The sequence below is a fragment of the Saonia flava genome, assembly GCF_011927795.1.
In the GTDB taxonomy this organism is placed as follows: Bacteria; Bacteroidota; Bacteroidia; order Flavobacteriales; family Flavobacteriaceae; genus Saonia; species Saonia flava.
In genome coordinates, this window is the sequence record NZ_JAATJJ010000001.1 from 116,435 (window position 1) to 136,971 (window position 20,537).

Sequence of the window (20,537 nt, forward strand, 5' to 3'; positions counted from 1 at the left end):
ATTTTGATTTTAAGCATGAAAGCCCTTTTTAGAAAACATACTTTAAATTTTAAAAGGCCCAGTGGTACTTCTAGGGGCATTCTTACACAAAAAGAAACCTGGTTTTTAATTCTTGAAGAAAACAACAAGTATGGTATTGGAGAATGTGGCCTGTTAAAAGGGTTAAGTTTTGATGATGTTCCAGAATATGAAGACAAACTTAAATGGGTGTGCAATAATATACATCTAGGAAAGGACTTGTTGTGGAATGAATTGAAAAAGTTTCCAAGCATTCAATTTGGAGTGGAACAGGCATTTATTTCCTTAGAGGCCGAGAACCCTTTTGAATTGTTTCCTTCAGATTTTACCATAAACGAAGCTTCAATTCCCATTAATGGATTAATCTGGATGGGAGATCAAGTTTTTATGCACGACCAGATTAAGCAAAAGCTTGCCCATGGCTTCACTTGTTTAAAGATGAAAATTGGAGCAATTAACTTTCAGACGGAAATTTCTTTGCTGAAATCTATTAGAGAAATGTATCCAAAAGAAGAAATAGAATTGCGGGTAGATGCCAATGGAGCATTTCATCCAAATGAAGCATTGGAAAAACTTAAGGTCCTATCTTATTGCGACCTACACTCAATTGAACAACCTATAAAGCAGGGCAATATACATGGAATGAAGGAATTGTGTTCCAAAACCCCATTGCCCATAGCTCTAGATGAAGAATTGATAGGAGTAAATGATGTAACAGAAAAGAAAAAATTACTACAAACAATACAACCACAGTATATCATTTTAAAGCCAAGTTTGGTTGGAGGGTACAAGGGAAGCCAAGAGTGGATTGATTTGGCAGAAGAATATTCCATTGGTTGGTGGGTGACAAGTGCCTTGGAAAGTAATATTGGATTAAATGCCATTGCACAATGGACATACACTTTAAACAATAAATTGCCTCAGGGATTGGGTACGGGTAGTTTGTATACAAATAATATAAATTCTCCTTTGACTATTCAGAAAGGAAGAATATATTACAAGACCAATAATAGTTGGCAAAATGATTTAATACAGAATTTATGTATATAGAACAGGCTTATAAGGGTTTAAGTGAAACATGGAGATATGTTTTGGGATTTTTTTTAGTTTTTATTGCATGGCAATTTGTTGGAGGTATCCCATTAATGGCGGCTTTAATTTTAAAATCCAATTCACTTGCCGACTTAACTGGTGATTTGGGGCAAATGGCTGAAATTTTAGGAACTAACACCTTCCTGTTTTTTATGCTTTTAACTTTTGTTATTGGACTAGTTTGCCTTTTTGTTTTTGTGAAATTTGTTCACAAACAAGCAATATTATATTTAACAACATCAAGAAATAGGGTTGATTGGAAACGAGTTCTTTTTTCCTTTTTTCTATGGGCTATAATTTCTATTGCTTTTATATTAATAGATATTTATTTCACACCTGAGAATTATGAGTTTAATTTTAATTTAGGCCCTTTTCTAATTTTGGCAGTCATTGCTGTTTTAATGATTCCCATACAGACCAGTATGGAAGAATATTTTATGAGAGGTTATATGATGCAGGGCATTGGTATTATGGCAGGGAATAGATGGGTTCCTTTATTTATTACGTCCACACTTTTTGGTCTTATGCATATTTTTAATCCAGAAATTGGTAAGCTTGGGTATGGAGTACTTGTGTTTTATATTGGAACTGGTTTTTTTCTAGGAATCCTTACCTTAATGGACGAAGGCTTGGAACTGGCCCTTGGTTTTCATGCCGCAAATAATCTTACAGCGGCACTTTTGGTAACGGCGGATTGGACTGCTTTTACTACAGATTCAATTTACAGGGACATTTCGGAGCCTACTCTAGGATGGGATATTTTTATCCCTGTTTTGGTAGTATACCCAATTTTACTGTTTATTTTTTCAAAGAAATATGGCTGGACAAACTGGAAAGAAAGATTAACGGGGAAAGTACTTTCCAAGGAATCCTTTGCAGAAGTTAATGTTAATGATGTCCAATTATAATCACATTCATCCAAGTTTTAAATTAAATGGAATTTCTTGTTCCAAAAAAGAATTGGGACAAGTCGCCTGTGGCCTTATTAAAGAAGGAATGCCTTATGAGGTTTCAATAGGATACTTTCTTTTGGATTGGTTGTCATCAAAATCTACTATAAATGTAAAAACTTCGGGTTCTACAGGAATCCCCAAGACCATTGTTCTAAAAAAAGAGCATATGGTTAATTCTGCCTTGGCCACAGGAAACTTTTTCAATATACAATCTGGAAGCCTTGCCCTATTATGTTTACATACGGACTTCATTGCTGGAAAGATGATGCTTGTAAGAGCTATGGCACTTGGGCTAGAGTTGGACTATGTTGAGCCAAGCGCTAATCCGCTACTCTATTGTTCTAAAAAGTATGAATTTGCTGCAATGGTTCCTTTACAGGTTGAAGGTTCTTTGCAAAAATTGAATCAAATAAGAACATTAATAGTTGGTGGCGCACCATTATCTTATAGCCTTGAAGAAGAACTAAGCACTATAAAATCTAAGGTGTATGAAACCTATGGCATGACGGAAACTATAACACACATTGCCGTAAGAAAAGTATCCAGTGCTTCTAGTAGAGTCAATAACTATTTTAACATTCTTCCCGGTATTACGATTTCAAAGGATAATAGAGATTGTTTAATTATCAGCGCACCGAAAATTTCTGACTCCAATATTGTAACCAATGATGTAGTAAGATTACATTCCAATTCAACCTTTGAATGGTTGGGGCGTTTTGATAATGTTATAAATTCTGGCGGTATTAAATTTATTCCAGAAGAAATAGAATCTAAGCTCGCATCCATTATTACGAACAGACTTTTTGTTGCGGGAATTCCTGATGAAAAATTGGGACAGAAACTTATTTTGGTAGTTGAGGGAAATGAAAGCTCAACTAAAATAATTGAGAAAATAAAAAATTCAAATTCCTTGTCAAAATTCGAAATTCCCAAAGAAGTTTTTATGGTTGAAAAGATAATAGAAACCAGTAATGGGAAAATTGACCGCCATAGAACACTTGAACAACTTGTTGACAATAAATAGGAATTCATTTTTGTATTTTCATCCAATAAAGTTAGAAGTATGAAAAAAATAGTAAGACTGTATTTATTTCTTTTATGTTTTGCGGTTAATTCCCAGCAAATTTTATCGGAAAAAGAAAGAGCCATAGTAGTAGATGAAATCTTGGCCGACCGTTTTAATAATTTACTTCCAAGTTTAATGGATGCCACTGGGATTGATATGTGGATTCTTATTTCCAGAGAGTACAATGAAGACCCAGTTTTAAGGACCATGTTGCCTTCTACTTGGTTAAATGCCCGCAGAAGAACAATTTTACTTTTCTATAGGGATAGGTCTAAGAATAGTATAGAAAAATTGGCAGTGGCCCGCTACAATGTTGGTGATAATATTAAATCTGCTTGGGATAAAGAAAAAGAGCCCAATCAATGGAAACGTTTAATACAACTGATAGAAGAGCGAAATCCATCAAAAATAGGTTTAAACTATTCTAAAGATCATAATATAGCAGATGGTTTAGATAAGACAGATTTTGATGAGTTTATGCAAAACCTTCCAAAAAAGTACCATTCTAAGATAGTTTCTGCTGAACAATTGGGGGTAAGGTGGATTGAAACACGCTCGGAAAGGGAAATGGTTATTTATAACCAGTTAGTGGATATTACACATGATATTATAGCCGAAGCTTTTTCAGAAAAAGTAATCACCCCGGGAATAACAACAACTAATGATGTGGAATGGTGGATGCGGCAAAAAGTAACCGATCTGGGATTGGAAACGTGGTTTCACCCAACTGTGGATATACAGCGAACTAGCGAAGAACTAGTGGGTCATTTGTATTCCTTTTCCGGTAGACCAGAAGACCAAGTAATTTTGCCTGGAGATTTATTGCATTGTGATTTTGGAATAACTTATTTAAGATTGAACACGGATTGCCAAGAATTGGCTTATGTACTTAAACCCAAGGAGGTTGAAGCACCAGATTATTTGGTAAATGCCTTGAAGGATGGTAACAAAGTACAGGATTTTTTAACCCAGAACATGGTTGCGGGAAAAACAGGAAATGAAATTTTGTTAGAATCTCTTCAAAAAGCAAAAAGTGCTGGTTTAAAACCCGCAATATATACACATCCTCTTGGAATGTACGGCCATTCTGCCGGTACAACTATTGGTATGTGGGATTCCCAAGGCGGTGTTATGAAGGATGATGGGGAAAATTATCCGCTAAACCCTAATACAGTATATGCTATTGAGTTAAACACTACGGTTACAATTCCAGAGTGGAAACGGGATATACGAATAATGTTGGAGGAAGCAGGGTTTTATGGAGAAGATGGGTTTAGGTATGTTAATGGTCGACAGACCGAATTATTGTTGATACCCCGTCCCAAACCTCAATTGGGAAATTGATTTTTTTTTGTACTTTTAATAACCTGTTGACTATTAAATTATTAGCGTATGAGGTTATTGTTTGCAGTACTAGCATTTCTCTTAATATCTCCTATTTCTTATGGGCAAAAAGAGATTAAGGGAATAATCACCAACAAGGGAGTCCCTTTGTCTAATGCCAATATCCAAAACTTAAATTCGGATATAAGTGTTAATTCTGATATTGAGGGACATTATATAATACACGCTAATCCAAAAGAAGAATTGCTCTTTACATACATGGGCATGGATTCCATATCTATCATTGTGGAGGATGTGACCAAAATATTGAACATGGAAATGGCACCAAGAGTGGAACAACTAAAAGAAGTGGTAGTCACCAAAAAACGTTTGCTCCAAAGTCAAAAAGAGTTAGAACTTGAATATGCTACCAATGAAAGGCTTGTTCGCACTGCTTTTGGGATTATTGATCCGGCCAAAGTTGCATATAGGGTAAGGGTATTGACTAAGAGGGATATGATATCCAATCATTACCATTTTGGAATGTATTTACAAGGAAAATTTGCTGGCCTTAGCGTAAGCATACGACCGGATCAAAGTTTTGATGTTTTTCTAAGACCGGGCTCATCTTATTCGCCAAAGCCTGCTATTTTTGATATTGATGGACAAATTTTTAATGACGGTCCCACATGGTTGGATCCCAGTATTGTTGAACGGGTCGCAATCTTGTCAAGTCTAGCTGCTTCGACCAGGTACGGTTCTATGGCCCATGGCGGTGTGGTGGTGATCAACACAAAGAACGGAACGTACTTGCCTAAAGAACCAGATAATACTCCTTATGACTATGCCTTGTTAAGGGACAATGTTTTGTCATCAGAGACGATGCCTTTTTACAACTTAACAAAACCAAATTATTTAAAGAAATTGGAAAGTGCTTCTTTCGTTGGAGAAGCATGGCAGATATTTAAAGAAGAACAGATTAGTTATGGAAAATCACCTTATTTTTTACTGGATTCTTATGCTTTTTTCAGAAAGAAATGGAGTGGGGACGAAATTGTAAGTGATTTAAGGTCAACGATCTTGTTGGAACATGGACAAAACCCTGTTATACTTAAATCTCTTGCCTTCATTTTGGATGCTTCGGGAGAGTTTCATCGATCCATCGATATATATGAGGAAATATTAAAGCTACGACCCAGCTATGCGCAATCCTACAGGGATTTAGGCAATGTCTATGGAGAACTGGGTAATGATAACAAAGCAGTTGAAATATATTCAAGGTATATCAATTACACGAAGTTGGATACCGTTTCCAATGTTAAAAATATCGATTCCATAATCATGACCGAGTTTGGTCAAAAAATTGGCGAAAAAAGCCAAGTAGTTACTGGAACAACACGTTTGGTTTTTGAATGGAGTCATAGTGATGCAGAATTTGGCCTGCAATTTGTCAACCCAGATAACCACTATTATACTTTTGAGCATACCTATGAATCTGATAAAAATCAATTCTATAATGAAAAGACCAAAGGATATTCCAGTATTCAATATTTTATGCACAATGAGTTGGAAGGCAAATGGAGGGTCAATCTAAAATACCTAGGGAATAAAACCTATGAACCTACTTACCTTAAAGTTACGGTGCAAACCATGTTTGGCACCAAAAAGGAGGAAAGAAAAGTGCATTTATTCAAGTTAACAGAAAAAAATGTCAACCAAGAACTTCTCGAAATATCCAATACTCTATTGGCTATGGGTAACTGAATTATTATGAAAGTAACATCTTTAATTTTTAAACCTGTAAAACCCCCATATTAAAAGGCTTTTCAATAGGAGCATGGTTGGCGGCTTCTATGCCCATAGAAATCCAAGTACGGGTTTCCAACGGGTCTATAATGGCATCGGTCCATAAACGGGCAGCCGCATAATATGGAGAAACCTGCCCATCATATCTATTTTTTATTTTGTTAAATAGTTCTGCTTCTTTTTTCTCCGTAATTTTTTCACCTTTCTTTTCCAAAGAAGCTTTTTCTATCTGTAACAAGACCTTGGCCGCAGAATTTCCACTCATTACTGCGAGCTCTGCACTCGGCCATGCTACAATTAACCTGGGGTCATAGGCTTTTCCACACATGGCGTAGTTCCCTGCACCATAACTATTCCCAATAACCACGGTAAATTTGGGTACTACGGAATTGGCCACTGCATTTACCATTTTCGCTCCGTCTTTAATGATGCCTCCTTGTTCACTTTTACTACCCACCATAAAACCGGTTACGTCTTGTAAAAAAACAAGCGGAATTTTCTTTTGGTTACAGTTGGCAATAAATCGCGTCGCCTTATCAGCGGAATCAGAATAAATTACTCCGCCAAATTGCATTTCCCCTTTGGCTGTTTTAACTACTTTTCTTTGATTGGCAACAATTCCCACGGCCCAGCCATCAATCCTGGCATAGCCCGTTAAAATTGTTTTTCCATAGCCCTCCTTGTATTGTTCAAAATCTGAATTATCCACCAAGCGTTTAATAATTTCCAACATATCATATTGGTCAGAACGGGAGGCCGGTAAAATCCCATAGATATCATTAGGATTATCTATTGGGTTTTCTGTCTTTGTTCTACTATAACCAGCCTGATCAAAACCACCTATTTTATCTACTATATTTTTAATGGTATCCAAGGCATCTTTATCGTCCTTGGATTTATAATCGGTTACACCACTTATTTCACAATGGGTAGTTGCCCCACCCAGTGTTTCGTTATCTATATTTTCTCCAATAGCAGCTTTTACCAGATAACTGCCCGCTAAAAAGATACTACCTGTTTTGTCCACGATTAGTGCCTCATCACTCATAATGGGTAAATACGCACCTCCGGCTACACAACTTCCCATAACCGCTGCAATTTGGGTTATTCCCATACTGCTCATAACCGCATTGTTTCTAAAAATACGTCCAAAATGTTCTTTATCAGGAAAAATTTCATCCTGTAGGGGCAAGTATACTCCTGCACTATCTACCAAATAAATAATAGGAAGTTTATTCTCAATGGCTATCTCTTGCGCTCTAAGATTTTTCTTTCCTGTAATGGGAAACCAAGCCCCAGCTTTTACGGTGGCGTCATTGGCAACCACAACACATTGCTTTCCTTTAACAAAGCCAACCTTAACAACAACACCTCCAGATGGACAACCACCATGTTCTTCATACATGCCATCTCCAACAAAGGCCCCGATTTCAATTGCTTCCTTTTTATCATCCAAAAGGTAGTCAATACGCTCTCTGGCGGTCATTTTTCCTTGAGCATGCAATTTTTCTATGCGTTGTTTTCCGCCTCCTAGCTTTACTTTTGCAAGTTCTTTTTTTAGATTTGAGAGGAGTAATTTATTATGGTCTTCATTTTTGTTGAAGTTGATATCCATTCTTAATAGGTTTCTTTAATTATGCTAAAGATATTGATTAACTTTGAGAAAACTCAAGAACAAAAATGAAAGAAAAAATCCGATGGGGAATCATAGGCCTTGGTGGAATTGCCAAAAAGTTCGCTGATGACCTAAAGTTGGTCGATGATGGGCAATTGGTGGCAGTTGCATCAAGAAGCTTGGATAAAGCCAAGGCTTTTGCAAAAGATTATAATGTTAAAAATGCTTTTGGTAGTTATGATGAGCTTTTTAAGTTTCCCGATGTGGATGTTCTCTACATTGCTACACCACATGATTCGCATGCAGAATTGAGTATTGCTGCCATGACCAATGGAAAGCACATACTTTGCGAGAAACCTGTTGCCGTAAATAGAAAGGATGTTGAAAAAATGGTTGCTGCGTCTAAAGCGAACAATTTGTTTTTAATGGAGGCCATGTGGAGCAGATTTAATCCATCGATTATAAAGGTTAAGGAATTGATTGATGATGGTGCAATTGGAGATGTTGCCTATGTTAATTCAGATTTTACCTATTATGGCTTGGATAGGGATGAGGAAGGTAGAATATTAAATCCAGAGTTGGCAGGAGGGTCTATTTTGGACATTGGTATTTATCCAATTTTCCTGGCCTATCTTATTTTGGGAAAACCCAATGAAATTATTGCTCGTTCAAATTTTTATAAAACAGGAGTGGAAATTCAGACCTCCATGATTTTTGACTACGAAAATTCACAAGCAATACTTCACAGTGGTTTTGCCACAGACTTGCAGGTGAAGGGAAAAATATCAGGAAGCAAGGGGTCTTTGGTATTGCATCCCATGTGGCATATGGCACAAGGATATTCAATTGAAAAAGGGGGTGCTGTTCAAGATTTTAAATTGCCAACCCTTGGAATGGGGTATTCTTATGAGATTATTGAAGTGCATAATTGTCTTAGGGCAGGTAAACTGGAAAGCGATTTATGGTCCCATCAAAACAGCTTGGACTTAATGGAACTTATGGATGAAGTTAGGAGACAAGTAGGGGTGGTTTTTCCTTTTGAATCTTAAAAAATTTATGTAGACTAGGGTATTCCTTTAAATTTACGATATTTGACGGTTACAAATAAACTAAACTTTAAATATGGTTATGAATAAGAATACAGTGCTCGCATGGGCCACTTTTATTATGATTGGTGTAGGAATAGGACTTATTGCTTTGGGTGCTTTTCGATATGACGAAATTGCTGGTTGGGGTTTTGCAGCTGTGGGTGTTGGTTTTTTTGCGATTGCCTGGGTTTTTAATGCTCTTAAAGGAAGGGTATAAATAGTTTCAGTTTCTTCTTTTTAATTAAATTCATTTCTTATGTCTGACGATAAAAAGGTCATTTTCTCCATGTCTGGGGTTACAAAAACGTATAAAACTGCCAATACTCCAGTTTTAAAAAATATATACCTCAGTTTCTTTTATGGTGCCAAAATTGGGATTTTAGGTCTCAACGGTTCTGGTAAATCCACCCTTTTACGGATTATTGCTGGGGTAGATAAGAATTTCCAAGGAGATGTTGTTTTCTCTCCTGGTTATAATGTGGGTTATTTGGAACAAGAACCCAAATTGGATGAAAATAAGACTGTTTTAGAAATTGTTAAAGAAGGAGTTGCAGAAACGGTAGCAATTCTTGATGAATACAATAAAATAAATGATATGTTCGGTTTGCCCGAAGTATATGAGGATGCAGATAAGATGCAAAAACTCATGGACAAGCAAGCAGAACTTCAGGATAAGATAGATGCGTCTAATGCCTGGGAGTTGGATACCAAATTAGAAATAGCAATGGATGCACTGCGTACCCCCGATTCCGATAAGAAAATTGCCGTTCTTTCTGGTGGTGAACGTAGACGTGTAGCACTTTGTAGGCTTTTATTGCAAGAGCCAGAGATATTGTTGTTGGATGAACCCACCAACCACCTTGATGCCGAGTCAGTTCATTGGTTGGAACATCATTTGGCCCAGTACAAAGGAACTGTTATAGCAGTAACGCATGATAGATACTTTCTGGACAATGTAGCAGGATGGATATTGGAACTGGATAGGGGAGAGGGTATTCCTTGGAAAGGAAATTATTCTAGTTGGTTAGACCAGAAATCCAAACGTTTGGCCCAAGAAAACAAACAGGCTTCCAAAAGGCAAAAAACCCTGGAGCGAGAGTTGGAATGGGTAAGACAGGGAGCTAAAGGGAGACAGACTAAACAAAAGGCACGATTAAAGAATTATGACAAGTTAATGAGTCAGGATCAAAAACAACTGGACGATAAACTTGAAATATATATTCCAAATGGCCCCCGTTTGGGAACCAATGTGATTGAAGCAAAAGGAATAAGTAAAGGGTACGGGGATAAACTACTCTATGAAGATTTAAACTTTAATCTTCCACAGGCTGGAATTGTGGGTATTATTGGTCCTAATGGAGCAGGTAAGACTACTATTTTTAGGATGATTATGGGAGAGGAGACTCCAGACAAGGGAGAATTTGTTGTTGGAGATACTGCTAAGATTGCTTATGTGGACCAAAGCCATTCCAATATTGACCCCGAGAAAACTATATGGCAAAATTTTAGTGATGAGCAAGAGCTTATTATGATGGGGGGGAGACAAGTAAATTCTAGGGCCTATTTAAGTCGATTTAATTTTTCTGGTAGTGAACAGAACAAAAAGGTGAGCATGCTTTCTGGAGGTGAACGTAACCGACTTCATTTAGCTATGACGCTTAAAGAAGAAGGAAATGTCCTTTTGTTGGATGAACCTACCAATGATTTGGATGTAAACACATTACGAGCTTTGGAAGAAGGTTTGGAAAATTTTGCAGGTTGTGCAGTTGTAATATCTCACGACAGATGGTTTTTGGATAGAATATGTACCCATATATTGGCTTTTGAAGGGGATTCACAGGTTTATTTCTTTGAAGGTTCTTTCTCTGATTATGAAGAAAACAAGAAGAAACGCTTAGGAGGCGATTTATTGCCTAAGCGTATTAAGTATAAGAAACTAATAAGATAAAAAAAGCTCCCGTTTTTGGGAGCTTTATGTTTCATAGAATTTAGAGAACATACTATTGCTTCAAAGGCTTTTTGATTGTTTCTTCTATCTGGTTTTCAATTTTTTGCTTGTCTCCTACAACTATTAAGGTCATATTTTCTGGTCTAATATATTTTCTGGTCATTTCCTGAACTTTTTCAGGAGTAATAGCATGCATGCTTTTTACTTTGTTTTCTAAGAATGAATCATCCAAATCATGTGTGTCTAAAAATATGAGTTGACCAATAATACCACTTGGGGATGAATTCTGTAAAACATAAATGCCAGATTCATAATTTATTATACCATCCAATTCTTCTTGAGTAGGAGGTTCATTTTGGAGTTTTTCAATTTCATTCTTTATCTCTTGCAAGGAAGCACCGGTATGTTCTGTGGTAACATCTGCTCTTTCATACCAAATACCAGTTTTATAATTCTCTGCTAAAACACTTCTGGGAGAATAGGTATATCCTTTATCTTCTCTAATATTACTTGTAATCCTAGATGCAAAAGAACCTCCTAGAATGGAATTAGTAACATCCAGAGCAATATAATCTGAATGTGAAGGGTCTGCTACTGGTAAACCATAATAAATGGTTGATTGCGGAGCATCTGGTCTATCAATAATTTTGACAGTGTTGGATGTGACCGCCTCGGCGATTGGATATTCAGATTCGTTCCCAGGCCTCCAATCAGCCATTGAAGTTTCAACTGCTTCTTTTACCTCATCAGAATCAAAATTTCCAGCAACATAGATGGTAGTGCGTTTAGCTCCAAAATTTGCTTCATAAAACTCTTTTATATCTTCAACTGAATAAGAATCTATATTATCTTCAGATGGATATACCCGCCCGTAAGGATGATCAGGATATATTTCAGCATAAAAATCTCGATAAGCTTGAGAACCTGGAGTAGATAAATCTACTGAAAGTTCGCGTTTCATATCACTTTTCAATCTATTTAATTCTTCTGCTGGCCATTTAGGGTTTTTAAGAACATCCGCAATTACTTTTACAGCATTTGGAGTAAACTCATATAGAACAGAACTAGTTAAGTATGTGGTATGGGAACCAACACCCATATTTAGATTACCTCCCATGCCAGCCATTTCATCTGCTATTTCTTTAGAGGTTTTTGTTGTGCTCCCTTCCTCCAATAAATCAACTAGTAAATCAGATAACCATACTTGGTTTTCTTTTTCATTTATATTTCCAGTCTTTATATTAAATCTAATAGTTGCTTTTGGTAAAGATCCATAAGGAATAAGTACCAATTTTAATCCATTGTCATAATCAATGACTTCTTTATTGGGAAGTGAGAAGTTCTTAGGTTCTCCACCTACTGGCGGTTGTTCTTTTTCTTGAGCTTGTATAAAAGAAAAAGTAAATGCAAACACTACAATATATATGATAATATTCTTCATTATTCTGTTTTTTCGTTATTAGCCAATAATGGATTTACTCTTAAAATAGTACGGTTTGTTTTTCTAAGGTACTCATCAATTGTTTTTAGCATGATTTCTGGGGTCACCTTTTTAAACTCATCCTCAATATAATTTATCCTATCTGGGTCATCATCAAATAAGGCAAAACTACATAGTAAATCAGCTCTGCCTAGCCCAAAAAAGCCACCTAGATCATCATATAATTGTGACCTAACTTTTATAATTGCTTTATCGATCATTTCTTGGGACATATTGGTTTTTACATCAGTCATTACCTCATCAATAGATGTTAATATATTTTCTTTTGACGTTTCAGTATCATAAGTAAAATTATACATCCATAGCATTGGACCTTTGTAATTGAACATATTCCCTAAGTAGTTAATACCACCTCCAAGATCGGATGTGTATCCTTTTTCTTTTTCCAATTTTTGCTTTAAAAGGCCGTTATCTCCCTGCAACAAAATTTGATCTAAAAGGCCCATGGCGTAATACTCTGGAGTATTTCTTTCTGGCATATGATATGCCAAAGCAATTGCGGGTTTATTGGCTAAAGCATCATCTTTTATAGTGTCTTTTTCTACCTCCTGTCTTGGTTCTGAAATGTCTGGTTGAGCAGGAAGCTCAGCCGATGGAATATTCCCGAAATATTTTTCTATCCATGCTTTGGTTTCTTCTATCTCAAAATCACCTACTACAGAAATAGCAGCATTGTTCGGAGCATAATAAGTTTTAAAAAAACTAGCAACATCTTCCAGGTTTGCCGCATCCAAATCCTCTAAATCACCATAAAAATTGTGTGCGTTGTTCCAATTGGTATTTGCATATTGTGGCATGTCTAACCATGGAAATCCTCCATATGGTTGATTTAGCACATTTACCTTTACTTCGTTTTTTACAACACCTTGTTGATTGGTAAGATTTTCTTGGGTAATATCCAATCCTCGCATACGATCAGCTTCTGCCCATAACATTGTTTCCAGTTTGTGCGAAGGAACAATTTCAAAATAATTTGTAAAGTCAAACCTTGTAGAACCATTGAGAACACCACCGTTTTGTTGAATTAGTTTAACAAACTCCATTTTACCCAAATTTTTGGACCCTTGGAACATCATGTGTTCAAACAAGTGGGCAAAACCTGTACGATCTCTGGGTTCTATTCTAAAACCAATGTTGTAATATGCAGCCACAATTGCGGTAGGAGAGGTCTTGTCTTGGGAAAGAATTACTTTTAAGCCATTATCCAACTTATAATATTCTACTGGAACTTGGAATTTAGCTATTTCCTTTTTTTTCTCTTTGTTTTCCTTGCAATTAGATAATAGTAATATTACTAACACCATGGAAAACATTTTAAATGTTTGCTTCATATATTGTTTTTAAGGATAGTTAATATAAATAGGACTCTATTGTTTATCAAATGTTACAAAATATTAATAGGGTTGTGATGGATACCAATCCAATTGTATCACTTGAATATTGGAATCTCCAGAATTGACTAATTCCTTAAATTTTGCCACATCACTAACATCTGGATTTCCCCTAAAATGATAAGGGTAGACTTGCGTAGGCTTAAATTCTAGTACTGCACTGGCTGCACTTTCCTCCGTCATGGTATAGGGCAGGTTCATGCAAATAAAGGCTTTGTCAATGTTCTTCAATGTTCTCATTTCTGGAATATCTTCTGTATCGCCAGAAAAATAAATACGTTGGCCACCAATATTTAACACATACCCATTGCCACGCCCTTTGGTGTGGAAATTCAATGCCTCTTCCCTTAAATTGTACATCGGAATAGCTTCTATCATAATGTCCAGAAGTTCTTTGGACTCCCCATTGTTTAGAATTGTGATTATCTCTTTGAATTCATCCGGCATTTCATCAGCCACGGCCTGTGGGACAATGATTTTGGCCTTTTCCGTATTTAGCGCTTGCAAGGTTTCAACATTAAGATGGTCACCATGTATATCGGTTATTAATATCAAATCAGGTTGTTTTTGACCTTCATACGTACTTGCACCACCAACAGGATCTATGTAAATAGTAATATCTCCCCATTCTAAAACAGCGGTAGCGTGTTCAATCGGAATTATTTTAACATCAGAAATAGTATTTTCCAAGGTAATGGACTCGTTGGAACTTAAATCGATCTCGGAGTTGTTGGACTTGTTTTTTTCTTTGCAACCAACTAAAATTAGGCTGAAACAAGTAATCGTAAAAAATATTTTTTTCATAAAAATTCATTTTAGGTTCATACATGCTATAATCCATTCAATGTTAATGAAGTAGCAATATGTTCTCGTGAATTATAAAGTTAAGACATCAATCTTTAAATAGATGTTTTTTTATTTTAAAAAAATCCAAATGTTAAAATGTAGCGTATATAAATCAAAATCAAACAACTATTATAAAATTTACGAACAAGATTATTTAAATACTATATTATGACGGAAACAAAGAATAACAATGGGTTAAAGGTAATAGCAGGTTTACTGGGTGTAATTTTGCTAGGTACCATTATTTACACAGTAAGTCTTTATCAAGACAAGAAAAAGACAACTACTTTACTTACTCAAGAAAAAGATTTGGTTGTTGAAGACCTAAATAGCTTAAAATCTGAATATGATAAAGCTATTATGGAAAGCAATGCTACAAACGAAGAATTGGTAGGTGCAAGAGACAGAATTGCAAAATACATTGATTCTGTTAAAACAATGAAAGCTGATATTTCTTCACTTTCTAGATACAGAAGACAAGTTAATGTACTTAAAGCCGAAAGAGAGCAATTGCTTAGACAAGTAGATTCTTTAACACAATCTAACAGTTTATTGGCAATGCAAAGAGACAGTACTTATGTTGAGTTGGAAAAGCAAACTGTATTTAACGATTCTTTGGTTGTGCAAAACACCCAATTGGCAGATGCGGTTGAAAGAGGTTCTGCATTGAACTTAACTAAAATCAATGTTGATGCCGTAAGAGAAAGAAACAATGGTAAATTGGTTTCTACTTCTAGAGCAAAAAGCACAGATAAAGTAAAAGTATGCTTCACAATTGCGAACAATGTTATTGCTGAAGCTGGTGATAGAGAGTTTTTAATAGAAATTCTAGATCCTCAAGGAAATGTTATTGGTAGCGGTCTTTCTAAAACCAACGATGCAGGTGCTTCTATAAACTATAGTAAGGGAACTGGTTTCTATTATGAGAACAGCACATTGGATGTATGTGATTTCGTTGATAAACCAGCTAGTGATTTTCAGAAAGGAAACTACATGGCAAACGTTTATGATGATAATTTGAAATTATTGGGTACTTCCAATTTTACTTTAAAATAACACAAACACTATCTATTATCTAAAAAAAGGGAAAATCTTATTGATTTTCCCTTTTTGCTTTTTTTAATTTTATTTTAAAGACCCTACCATATTTTCAGGCTTTACCCACAGGTCATATTCTTCGGCTGTGACATACCCTAGGTTAATTGCCTCCTCTTTTAACGTTGTTCCATTCTTATGGGCAGTATTTGCAATTTCGGCAGCCTTATAATATCCTATCTTGGTATTCAAAGCTGTTACCAACATTAAAGAGTTGTTCAACAATTGCTTTATTACCTGGCGATTAGGTTCTATGCCAGAAGCACAATGTTCATCAAAGCTAGTACAAGCATCACCCAATAACTGAGCAGATTGCAAAATGTTAGCAGCCATCATGGGTTTAAAAACGTTCAGTTCGTAATGCCCTTGTGTGCCTCCGACTGATATAGCCACATCATTGCCCATTACCTGAGCACAAACCATTGTTAAAGCTTCGCATTGGGTTGGATTAACCTTTCCTGGCATAATAGAACTTCCAGGTTCATTGGCAGGAATAATAATTTCTCCAATCCCAGAACGAGGTCCAGAAGCCATCATTCTAATATCATTGGCAATTTTGTTCAAAGAAACAGCCAATTGCTTTAAAGCGGAATGACTCTCAACAATTGCATCATGGGCTGCCAATGCTTCAAACTTATTTTTTGCTGTAATAAAAGGTAATCCTGTAAATTTTGCAATGTACTTGGCGACAAGAACATCATATCCTTCTGGAGTGTTTAATCCTGTTCCCACTGCTGTTCCTCCAAGGGCCAACTCACTTAAATGCTCCAAGGAGTTATTTAATGCCTTAAGTCCATGATCCAATTGGGAAACATAACCAGAAAATTCTTGACCTAAGGTTAGGGGAGTGGCATCCATTAAATGTGTGCGGCCTATTTTTACAACACTAGAAAATTCTTTAGATTTTTTATCAAGCGTATCTCGTAATTGTGTTATGCCAGGAACGGTGACCTCAACAATTTTTTTATATGCGGCAATATGCATTCCCGTAGGGAAGGTGTCATTGGAAGACTGGGATTTATTGACATCATCATTTGGCTGAATTGTTTTTTCTCCCTCACCAATTATTTTACCGGCAATTTCATGGGCACGATTGGCGACCACCTCATTGACGTTCATATTGCTTTGTGTTCCAGAACCGGTCTGCCATATGACCAATGGGAATTGGTCATTGTGTTTCTCCTCCAAAATTTCATCACAAACCATTGAGATCAAATCTCTTTTTTCTTTGGAAAGAACACCTAGCTCACAATTGGTATGCGCAGCGGCCTTCTTTAAATAGGCAAAACCAAAAACAATATCCAAAGGCATGGATGCGCTTGGCCCTATTTTAAAATTGTTACGGGAGCGTTCTGTTTGTGCGCCCCAATATTTATCTGCAGGGACCTTTACCTCTCCCATGGTGTCTTTTTCTATCCTAAAACTCATTTTTAATACATTTGATAAGGAACAAAGGTACTGTTTTGATGAACATTTTATGTTTCATAAAAGTGATTTTGGTATTTTTTTCAATTTGATTTGCACTATTTATAGTTTTCAAACTATCTTTGTAATATTAAAAATAATTTCCATGTTTGAGTTTGACCAGTATTTAGGATTTTTAGCTTTTTTAACCATATTGACCATAGGTTTTTGGCTAATGATATTTTTGTTGACATTTGTTGTGCCTTATTGGTTGTTTGGAAATATAAAAGAGTTATTAAAAGAAAAGCGCGATAAGAAAAGAGCAGCGCGTAACGAATAAAAAAAGAAGCCATTAGGCTTCTTTTTTGTTTTTATAAAAAGTTTCTTTTCTAACCTTCAAAACCTTCTCCATCGTCATCTCCACCTCCATTGCGTTCTCCACCTCTTCTTCTTTCCTTTGGTTGGTTGAACCTATAAATAAAAGATAATCTAAATTCCCTTGGCCTCCATTGGAATTCACTTTCTGAAGTAAAGAACTCGGTTTCTGTATATGACATTCTTTTTCTGGAATTAAAAACATCACTTATATTAAAAGAAATAGTTGCTCTATCTTTAAAGATATCTTTGCTCATAGCGGTATTTAAAGAGAACATGCCTTTGGTCTTGGTTTGGGCATTTTCTCGTGGTCCCATATAGAAAGCATTGTTCTGCCAATCTATTTTCCATGGTAAGGAAACTTTGGTGCTAAAACGTGAAAACCAACTGGTGTTTTCCGCTCCATAATCCACATTATTAAAAACCCCCTCTGTAGTAAATTTAAAAAAGTTAAAGCTACTGTTTACACGTAGCCATTTAACAGGATTGTATAATATGCCAGCTTCTGCACCAACCCTTTCATTGGTGGATAAATTTATAGGTAGAGATCTAATAATTCGAATTCCATCTGATGTTGTTTCCCCAGTTTCTTCCTGCACTCTTTCAAAAGCATTGGTTTCTTTTTGATAATAAATAGATGATGTCAATGTTAATTTCTTCCATCTTCTTAAATATCCCAAGTCATATGCGTTGGCATATGCCGGGTCCAAATCTGGATTTCCCTGAAATACATTTGTTCTACTTGCCCTAGATGGAAAAGGGTTAATAAACCATCCTCTTGGTCTATTTATTCTTCGATTATATCCTAAAGATATATTTTCGTTTTCCTGTATTTCAAAAATTAAGTTGAGTGTGGGGAAAAGGCCCAAGTAATTTTTATCAAAATTCACATCAACATCAATTCCCAATTGCTCAGAAAGTGTTTCTGCATTTACATCGGATTCCAACTCACCTTTTAATTGGGTATTCTCAAGTCTTAAACCCAGTAAAAATGAAAACTTGCCATATTTGTTACCATACTGGGAATAAAAGGCATTCACATTTTGTGTATAGGTAAACTTATTGGTTAAATCCGTGTTTGTAATATACTGGCCAGAACCTTGATTTAGGGTATCCAATTGGTAATCGTTTAGCTCTTCTCTAAATGTTCCCCTGTATCCTGCTTCAAATTGGGAATCACCCATTGGCAGTACATAATCCGCTTGTGCTAAATAGTTGTTTTGGGTTTCAATTTCATAGATTCTCTCTGATGCCAACAACTCATTATTGGGAAAAGTATTGTTCTCAATAATTTCTGTAAGAACATCCTCATCATCAAACGAGTATTGCACGTCCGCGGTTAACTTATGTCCGTCATCATTAAAATTGTTTGTATAGTTCATGGAGAACTGGTAATTGCTATCATCTTCATTTTGATCCTCACTTCTGAAGGTTCTGCTATCAATGGTAGAACCAATAAAACGCTGCGTTGCATTTTCATTAATGTCCTGTTCATCTGAGAAACGAGCAAAAACACTACCGGTAAGAGAAGATTTTTCAGAAAGAAAATATTCCAGACCAAGGTTTACATTAAAACCGGTATCATTTCTGGATATATCCCTATCTTCATAAATCCTGTCAAAGTCGCCACTGGTATATGTGTTATCAAAAAAAGCATTCCCAGGTGATTCTCTATGAAAATATCCAAGGGTATTGAATAGATTGAATTTATCTGTTCTTAGATTGAAATTAGTAGATACTTGATACCTAAATGGATCAGCAATATTAGCATTAATAGAACCATTAATGCCCAAAGTTTTCTCTTTCTTTAGAACAATGTTTAAAATACCAGCAGTTCCTTCTGCATCATATCTTGCTGATGGACTAGTTATTACTTCAACCTTTTCAATTGCATCTGCAGGTAATTGTTTAAACACATCTGTTGAGCCAAACCCTGCAAGGGCAGAAGGTTTGCCATTGATTAGGATTCGCACATTTTCATTTCCCCTAAGGCTAATTGCACCTTCTATATCCACATTTACCGATGGGATATTGTTCAAGGCGTCATTTACAGTTCCACCACTTGTGGTTAAATCCTTACCTACGTTATATACTTTTTTATCTAATCTAACCTCAACAGTTGTTTTTTCACCTACCACTTCTACCGCTTCCAACTGTTCTACATCCAAAGCCAGCTTTACTGTGCCTAAATCTGTTGAAGAACTCAATAATTGATCGTTTAGCGTATACGTTTTATATGAGATATATTCAATTCGAATATTATATCTACCAGGTTTTGCTTCAACATCAAACTTTCCATCCTCGTTGGTAATTCCACCCGTTACAATATTAGGATTTTGAACACTTTGTAGAACTAGTGTTGCATATTCCAAGGGTAGATTGTTGTCCTGGTCTAAAACTGTCCCTGTGATTTTTATTGGTGGCCTTTGTCCTTGATCTGGGGAAGGTCTTTGGGCTGTTATTGATAAAGATATTGTCAATAGCAAAAATAAAGGGAGTAGTTTTCTCATAGGTGGTTTTTGGTTAAGTCTTCTTCTTTTTTTTCTTTTTCTTTTCTTTCTTCTTTTTATCTTTAAAACCAGCTTCTTGTAATTTAACAAAGGCATTGTACTTTTCCTCGGAGAGGCTTGCCTTTAAATCATCATCTTGGGTTTTATATATTTTCTCTAATGCCTCTTTGGTTTTTTCTTGATCTAGCTGAAGAATTTGCAATTCCATTCTTTTTCTTATGGAAGTGGTAAGTATACTACTGACCACTGCAGTCTCAAACTCACTTAGTTCCAGGGCTTCAGTAATTTTTGGCATTTCCCCTTCAACAATCTCCTCTGCTGTTTTAGGTTCTGGTTCCTTGTCCGGAATTTCTGCTTGCGGAACCGTACTACGTCCTCTCCCACCATAACCATATCCACCACGTCCATAACCATATCCACCATAACCATATTGGGCATTCATTTCTATAGAACTTATGATTAAAAAAAAGAACAGTATTATATTTTTGTAATGTGTTTTCATGATT

The 20,537-nt window shown here is 36.0% G+C and carries 17 protein-coding genes; 10 read left to right on the forward strand and 7 right to left on the reverse strand.

The window, feature by feature from the left end; all coding sequences use genetic code 11:
- The first annotated feature begins 15 nt into the window (after nt 1-15).
- From GGR42_RS00575 to GGR42_RS00595, 5 genes are read left to right on the forward strand one after another with little or no spacing between them, the layout of a single operon-like run.
- Complete coding sequence (locus GGR42_RS00575) at nt 16-1,068, forward strand: o-succinylbenzoate synthase (protein WP_167959797.1); 1,053 nt, start codon at nt 16-18, stop codon at nt 1,066-1,068.
- Nucleotides 1,059-2,018 (forward strand): CPBP family intramembrane glutamic endopeptidase, encoded by a 960-nt coding sequence (locus tag GGR42_RS00580; RefSeq protein WP_167959799.1) that lies wholly within the window; start codon nt 1,059-1,061, stop codon nt 2,016-2,018. The genes GGR42_RS00575 and GGR42_RS00580 overlap by 10 nt, the downstream gene beginning before the upstream one ends.
- Nucleotides 2,002-3,087 carry an AMP-binding protein gene (locus tag GGR42_RS00585; protein ID WP_167959801.1) on the forward strand — a complete coding sequence of 362 codons (1,086 nt, stop codon included), beginning with the start codon at nt 2,002-2,004 and terminating at the stop codon, nt 3,085-3,087. Before GGR42_RS00580 ends, GGR42_RS00585 begins: the two co-directional genes overlap by 17 nt.
- 39 nt (nt 3,088-3,126) lie before the next feature.
- Nucleotides 3,127-4,473: a M24 family metallopeptidase gene (locus tag GGR42_RS00590; RefSeq protein WP_167959803.1), complete on the forward strand. Its 1,347-nt coding sequence runs from the start codon at nt 3,127-3,129 to the stop codon at nt 4,471-4,473.
- Between the two features lie 48 nt (nt 4,474-4,521).
- Entirely contained in the window at nt 4,522-6,216 is a 1,695-nt protein-coding gene (locus tag GGR42_RS00595) for a tetratricopeptide repeat protein (RefSeq protein WP_167959805.1), read from the forward strand.
- 28 nt (nt 6,217-6,244) lie between these two features.
- On the opposite strand, the gene GGR42_RS00600 is transcribed toward GGR42_RS00595, so the two are convergent.
- Nucleotides 6,245-7,873 (reverse strand): acyl-CoA carboxylase subunit beta, encoded by a 1,629-nt coding sequence (locus GGR42_RS00600; protein ID WP_167959807.1) that lies wholly within the window; start codon nt 7,871-7,873, stop codon nt 6,245-6,247.
- 65 nt (nt 7,874-7,938) lie between these two features.
- Here GGR42_RS00600 and GGR42_RS00605 point away from each other — a divergent pair, with 65 nt between their 5' ends.
- From GGR42_RS00605 to ettA, 3 genes are all read left to right on the forward strand, one after another.
- On the forward strand, nt 7,939-8,922 hold the full coding sequence (locus GGR42_RS00605; protein WP_167959809.1) for a Gfo/Idh/MocA family protein: 984 nt from the start codon (nt 7,939-7,941) through the stop codon (nt 8,920-8,922).
- A gap of 73 nt (nt 8,923-8,995) precedes the next feature.
- Complete coding sequence (locus tag GGR42_RS00610) at nt 8,996-9,178, forward strand: CAL67264 family membrane protein (RefSeq protein WP_167959811.1); 183 nt, start codon at nt 8,996-8,998, stop codon at nt 9,176-9,178.
- Nucleotides 9,179-9,217: 39 nt separating this feature from the next.
- The gene (gene ettA / locus GGR42_RS00615; RefSeq protein ID WP_167959813.1) at nt 9,218-10,909 is read left to right on the forward strand and encodes an energy-dependent translational throttle protein EttA; all 1,692 of its coding nucleotides are present in this window, start codon (nt 9,218-9,220) and stop codon (nt 10,907-10,909) included.
- Between the two features lie 52 nt (nt 10,910-10,961).
- Here ettA and GGR42_RS00620 read toward each other — a convergent pair whose 3' ends face one another.
- The 3 genes from GGR42_RS00620 to GGR42_RS00630 form a co-directional block, all read right to left on the reverse strand.
- The gene (locus GGR42_RS00620) at nt 10,962-12,350 is read right to left on the reverse strand and encodes a M16 family metallopeptidase (RefSeq protein WP_167959815.1); all 1,389 of its coding nucleotides are present in this window, start codon (nt 12,348-12,350) and stop codon (nt 10,962-10,964) included.
- Nucleotides 12,350-13,741, reverse strand: coding sequence for a M16 family metallopeptidase (locus tag GGR42_RS00625; protein WP_167959817.1), 1,392 nt, complete (start codon nt 13,739-13,741; stop codon nt 12,350-12,352). The genes GGR42_RS00620 and GGR42_RS00625 overlap by 1 nt, the downstream gene beginning before the upstream one ends.
- A gap of 63 nt (nt 13,742-13,804) precedes the next feature.
- Complete coding sequence (locus GGR42_RS00630) at nt 13,805-14,605, reverse strand: MBL fold metallo-hydrolase (protein ID WP_167959819.1); 801 nt, start codon at nt 14,603-14,605, stop codon at nt 13,805-13,807.
- A gap of 210 nt (nt 14,606-14,815) precedes the next feature.
- On the opposite strand from GGR42_RS00630, the gene GGR42_RS00635 reads away from it, so the two are divergent.
- A complete protein-coding gene (locus tag GGR42_RS00635; protein ID WP_167959821.1) occupies nt 14,816-15,703 on the forward strand; it encodes a hypothetical protein in 888 nt (295 codons plus the stop codon).
- A 69-nt stretch (nt 15,704-15,772) separates the two neighbouring features.
- Here the strand turns inward: GGR42_RS00635 and fumC are convergent, their stop codons facing one another.
- Entirely contained in the window at nt 15,773-17,170 is a 1,398-nt protein-coding gene (gene fumC, locus GGR42_RS00640; RefSeq protein ID WP_167959823.1) for a class II fumarate hydratase, read from the reverse strand.
- Nucleotides 17,171-17,312: 142 nt separating this feature from the next.
- Between fumC and GGR42_RS00645 the strand changes: the two genes are divergently transcribed.
- Complete coding sequence (locus tag GGR42_RS00645) at nt 17,313-17,486, forward strand: hypothetical protein (RefSeq protein ID WP_167959825.1); 174 nt, start codon at nt 17,313-17,315, stop codon at nt 17,484-17,486.
- Between the two features lie 49 nt (nt 17,487-17,535).
- On the opposite strand, the gene GGR42_RS00650 is transcribed toward GGR42_RS00645, so the two are convergent.
- Together GGR42_RS00650 and GGR42_RS00655 are read right to left on the reverse strand one after the other, a co-directional pair.
- Nucleotides 17,536-20,031 carry a TonB-dependent receptor domain-containing protein gene (locus tag GGR42_RS00650; protein WP_167959827.1) on the reverse strand — a complete coding sequence of 832 codons (2,496 nt, stop codon included), beginning with the start codon at nt 20,029-20,031 and terminating at the stop codon, nt 17,536-17,538.
- A gap of 13 nt (nt 20,032-20,044) precedes the next feature.
- A complete protein-coding gene (locus tag GGR42_RS00655; protein WP_167959829.1) occupies nt 20,045-20,533 on the reverse strand; it encodes a hypothetical protein in 489 nt (162 codons plus the stop codon).
- Between the last annotated feature and the right edge of the window lie 4 nt (nt 20,534-20,537).